The sequence below is a fragment of the Polaromonas sp. P1_E1_2 genome (assembly GCF_056406035.1).
Genome location: NZ_JBFUAZ010000310.1, coordinates 1 through 4,834, shown reverse-complemented (window position 1 = coordinate 4,834; position 4,834 = coordinate 1). Strand labels below are relative to the sequence as shown.

5 protein-coding genes are annotated in these 4,834 nt (G+C 61.4%); 4 read left to right on the top strand and 1 reads right to left on the bottom strand.

Annotated elements, in window-relative coordinates:
- On the top strand, positions 1-246 hold a 246-nt coding region (locus AC1D1P_RS14395), incomplete at its 5' end, for a c-type cytochrome (protein ID WP_477673456.1).
- On the opposite strand, the gene AC1D1P_RS14390 is transcribed toward AC1D1P_RS14395, so the two are convergent.
- Entirely contained in the window at positions 243-446 is a 204-nt protein-coding gene (locus tag AC1D1P_RS14390) for a hypothetical protein (RefSeq protein WP_477669895.1), read from the bottom strand. The genes AC1D1P_RS14395 and AC1D1P_RS14390 overlap by 4 nt on opposite strands.
- Here AC1D1P_RS14390 and AC1D1P_RS14385 point away from each other — a divergent pair.
- From AC1D1P_RS14385 to msrP, 3 genes are all read left to right on the top strand, one after another.
- The gene (locus tag AC1D1P_RS14385) at positions 445-2,664 is read left to right on the top strand and encodes a cytochrome c biogenesis protein ResB (protein ID WP_477669894.1); all 2,220 of its coding nucleotides are present in this window, start codon (positions 445-447) and stop codon (positions 2,662-2,664) included. The two genes, AC1D1P_RS14390 and AC1D1P_RS14385, sit on opposite strands and share 2 nt — an antisense overlap.
- Complete coding sequence (ccsB, locus tag AC1D1P_RS14380; protein WP_477673455.1) at positions 2,661-4,037, top strand: c-type cytochrome biogenesis protein CcsB; 1,377 nt, start codon at positions 2,661-2,663, stop codon at positions 4,035-4,037. Before AC1D1P_RS14385 ends, ccsB begins: the two co-directional genes overlap by 4 nt.
- Positions 4,038-4,128: 91 nt before the next feature.
- A partial coding sequence (gene msrP / locus AC1D1P_RS14375; RefSeq protein WP_477673454.1) for a protein-methionine-sulfoxide reductase catalytic subunit MsrP occupies positions 4,129-4,834 on the top strand: 706 nt, incomplete at its 3' end.

Here is a 4,834-nt window from a genome sequence, read left to right as displayed (position 1 = left end):
ATCTACCGCGGCGGCGTGCAGGACCGCCAGATCGCAGCCTGCGCAGGCTGCCACAGCCCCACGGGCGCCGGCATTCCTTCCCAATATCCCCGCCTGAGCGGCCAGCATTCTGAGTACACGGTGACGCAGTTGACGGCTTTCCGTGACGGCGGCCGCGGCAACAGCCTGCCCATGAGCCAGGTGGCTGCCAAGCTGAACGACCGTGAAATCCGTGCGCTGGCCGACTACATTGCCGGCCTGCGTTAAGCAAAGTACAGCAAAGGACTGGCAGGCGAGCGTTTTTTTGCTGAAAGTACCCGCAGGCTGCCTGCAGTATTGAACCCAAGCCTCCAAAACCAATCACACCAAGGCGGGTCTTTCTGATGAAAGCCCGCCTTTTTTCTTTTTCCCTTCTTTTTCTGGTTCGCAGGCTTTCCTGAGCCAACCGCAGGTTCCATTTCAAGCATGACAGTTTCCACCGAGGGTATGAAGGTCAATTGGGGCTCCCGCAGCTGGCGGGCGGCGGTGGARCTGCTGTCGTCCATGCGGTTTTCCATTTCGCTGCTGACGGTGATCTGCATCGCGTCGATCATCGGCACGGTGCTCAAGCAGGCAGAGCCGCTGGGCAACTACGTGAACCAGTTCGGTCCGTTCTGGGCGCAGGTGTTCAGCCTGCTCAGCCTCAACACCGTGTACAGCGCCTGGTGGTTCCTGCTGATCCTGGCTTTTCTGGTGGTCTCTACTTCTTTGTGCATTGCGCGCAACGCCCCCAAGATCTTCGCGGACCTGAACCAGCTCAAGGAAAACGTCCGGGAGCAAAGCCTCAAGGCCTTTGGCCACCGTGCCGAGGCCGCATTGGCCGAGTCACCCGAAACGGCTGCGCGCCGCATTGGCCAGACGCTGGTGCAAAGCGGCTGGAAAGTGAAGCTGCAGCAGCGCGCCGGCAACGGCTGGATGGTGGCGGCCAAAAAAGGCGCGGCCAACAAACTGGGCTACATCGCAGCGCACAGCGCCATCGTGCTGGTCTGCGTGGGCGGCCTGCTCGACGGCGACATGATCGTACGCGCGCAGATGTGGCTGAACGGCAAGTCGATTTATGCCGGCGGCGGACTGATTGCCGACGTGCCGGCCCAGCACCGGCTCAGCGACAAAAACCCGACGTTTCGCGCCAACCTGCTGGTGGCTGAAGGCACGCAGTCCAGCACCGCCATCCTGAACCAGCCGGGCGGCGTATTGCTGCAGGAACTGCCGTTTTCCATTGAGCTCAAAAAATTCATCGTTGAGTATTACTCGACCGGCATGCCCAAGCTCTTTGCCAGCGACATCATCATCCACGACAAGGAAACTGGCGAAAAGATTCCGGTGCGGGTGGAGGTCAATCACCCGGCCAATCACCGCGGTATCGAGATTTACCAGTCGAGCTTCGACGACGGCGGCTCCAGCGTGACGCTCAAGGCCATTCCGATGGCCGCGGCCAGCAAGCCGTTTGAAATTCAGGGCACGATCGGCGGCTCCAGCGGCCTGACCAACGGGCAGGGCGATGGCGCCGAAAAGCTGACGCTGGAATACACCGCGCTGCGGGTCATCAACGTGGAAAATTTTGCGTCGGGCGGAAGCATGGGTTCCGGCGCCGATGTGCGCAAGGTCGACCTGCACCAGGCGATTGACACACGGCTCGGCGCGGCGAACAAGACCGTGACGCAAAAAGAGCTGCGCAACGTGGGCCCCAGCGTGAGCTACAAGTTGCGCGATGCGTCCGGACAGGCCCGTGAATTTCACAACTACATGTTGCCGGTCAAGACGGACCCGGCGGAAGACAGCCCTGCGGTCTACCTGATGGGTGTTCGCGAGACACCGTCTGCACCCTTCCAGTACCTCCGGATTCCGGTGGACGCCGAAGGCGGCATGGAAACCTTTTTGCGGCTGCGTGCCGCGCTCGCCAATCCGGCGCAGCGTGAGCTGGCGGTCAGGCGCTACGCAAGCCAGGCCATTGGCCGGGAACGGCCGGAGCTGATGCAACAGCTCGCCGCGTCGACATCGCGGGCGCTGGCTCTTTTTGCCGGTGACGTTGCAGACGCAGCGGGCGCCGCGCAAGGTTCGACGGGCAAGCCCAAAACCGCTGCAGGCCTGCAGGCCATCTCTGACTTTATGGAAGCCAATGTGCCCGAAGCCGAGCGCAACCGTGCCGGCGAGGTGCTGATCCGCATCCTCAACGGTGCCTTGTTTGAGCTGACGCAGATGACGCGTGAGCAGGCCGGGCTCAAGCCGTTGGGTCAGGATGAAAAGACGCGGGCTTTCATGTCGCAAATGGTGCTGAGCCTGTCGGACGCCAATTTTTACCCCGCGCCCATGGCGTTTGAGCTGAAAGACTTCACCCAGGTCCAGGCCAGTGTGTTCCAGGTGGCGCGTGCACCGGGCAAGACCATCGTCTACCTGGGTTGCGCCTTCCTGATCCTGGGGGTGTTCGCCATGCTTTACGTGCGCGAACGCCGCGTCTGGGTCTGGCTGGCGCCGCGCGGCGCAGGGGGCGGTCAGGCAGAAGATGGCAATGTTGTGGGTTCAATGCCAGAATCGGCCGAAGGCCACAGTCAGGCCACCATGGCCTTGTCGACCAACCGCAAGACCATGGACGGCGACAAGGAGTTTGAGATGTTGAAAACGAAACTGTTGCAGGCGCCTTTATGAATACCTCCACGATCAACAACACCGCGGTGAACACCACCACGCTGAAGGCGGGCGGCGACAGCACGCTGAGCCTGAACGAGGGCTATTTCGCCCGGCGTAATGTGCTGGATTGGGTGTTTGCTGCGCTGGTCGCCGGCGGCTTTCTGTATGCCTTCGCCCGCTACAGTGATTTCATGGATGTCTATGAAAAAGGCATCCTGTTCGCGGCCATTCCGGCGGCTATCGCCATGGGCTGGTTCTGGCGGCCGCTGCGGGTACTGATGATGGTGGTCAGCGCCTTCGCGCTGCTGGGCATTGCGTCGTACCAGGGTGACCTGGCGCGCGCCGAGCAGGTGTTCTGGCTCAAATACTTTCTCTCCAGCCAGTCGGCCATTTTGTGGATGAGCGTGCTGTTCTTCATGAGCACGATTTTTTACTGGCTGGGCATGTTTGCCAAAGGCCAGAGCAGCACGTTGGAGTCGCTGGGCTCCAAAATTGCGTGGGTGGCGATCGGCATGGCGCTGATCGGCACGCTGGTGCGCTGGTACGAAAGCTACCTGATTGGCGCAGACGTCGGGCACATCCCGGTCAGCAACCTGTACGAGGTGTTCGTGCTGTTCTGCTGGATGACGGCGGCCTTCTACCTCTACTTTGAATCGCAGTACAACACCCGCGCGCTCGGCGCTTTCGTGATGCTGGTGGTCAGTGCCGCGGTCGGTTTTTTGCTCTGGTACACCGTGATACGCGAAGCCCATGAAATCCAGCCGCTGGTGCCTGCCCTCAAAAGCTGGTGGATGAAGCTGCATGTGCCGGCCAATTTCATCGGCTACGGCATGTTCTCGCTGGCTGCCATGGTGTCGCTGTCCTATCTCATCAAGCAGCAGGCCAACGAGACGCGCTGGCACCGGCTCACGCCGCTGTGGCTGCTGGGCGTGGTGCTGTGTTTTGTCCCTGTCGTGTTTCGCAGCAAGTCGCCGGCCGAAGTGGGCGGCAGCTACTACTGGGTAGGTTACCTGGCCGTGTCGGGGCTGATCGCCGCCGGCATCCTGCTGGGCCGCAAGCGCATTGCCGCGCGCCTGCCCAGCTTTGAAGTGCTGGACGACGTGATGTACAAGGCGATTGCCGTCGGCTTTGCCTTTTTCACCATTGCCACCGTACTCGGCGCCTTGTGGGCGGCCGAGGCCTGGGGCGGCTACTGGAGCTGGGACCCCAAGGAAACCTGGGCGCTGATTGTCTGGCTCAACTACGCGGCCTGGCTGCATATGCGGCTCATGAAGGGCCTGCGCGGCACCGTCGCCGCCTGGTGGGCGCTGGTCGGGCTGGCAGTTACCTCGTTTGCTTTCCTGGGCGTCAACATGTTCCTGTCGGGGCTGCACAGTTACGGAACCTTGTAACTGCCTGCGAGTCTTTTAGAAGCCCTGGCTGAATCCCTGTAAGAAGTTKCTGCGTATTCAGACTAACCCTCAACGGATTTCAAGGACTCATATGCTCATCAAGACCCATGCCGATGGTTTCGACCACCTCGTTCCCAGCGAGATTACGCCGCGCGGCATCTACCATGGTCGTCGCGACCTGATCAAACTGATGGCCACAGGTGCCGCGGGCGTGGCCATGGCCAGCTGGGCGGGCCGCCAGGCGATGGCGCAGACGGTACAAAAACCCGGCAAGCTGGCGGCGCTGGCCGGCGGCAAATCGGCGGTGGCCGGTGCGGTGACCATGGAAAAGATCACCGACTACAAAGACGCCTCTACCTACAACAATTACTACGAGTTCGGCACCGACAAGGCCGACCCGGCCAAGAACGCCCACACGCTGGTGACCAAGCCCTGGTCGGTGGYCGTCGAAGGCCTGGTCAAGCAACCCAAGACCTTCACGCTCGAAGACCTGATCAAGCTGGCGCCGCAGGAAGAGCGTATTTACCGCCTGCGTTGTGTCGAGGGCTGGTCCATGGTGATCCCGTGGGTGGGGTATTCGCTGTCGGAGCTCATCAAGAAGGTCGAGCCGCTGGGCAGCGCGAAATACGTTGAATTCATCACCCTGGCCGATCCCAAGACCATGCCGTTTGTGGGCTCCCGCGTGCTCGACTGGCCTTATGTGGAAGCCCTGCGCATGGACGAAGCCATGCACCCGCTGGCGCTGCTGGCTTTCGGCATGTATGGTGAAGTGCYCCCCAACCAGAACGGCGCACCGG

Bases quoted from the DNA above. Each gene is read 5' to 3' on its own strand.
- AC1D1P_RS14390 (WP_477669895.1), bottom strand. From the start codon at position 446: ATGCTTGAAATGGAACCTGCGGTTGGCTCAGGAAAGCCTGCGAACCAG.
- ccsB (WP_477673455.1), top strand. From the start codon at position 2,661: ATGAATACCTCCACGATCAACAACACCGCGGTGAACACCACCACGCTG.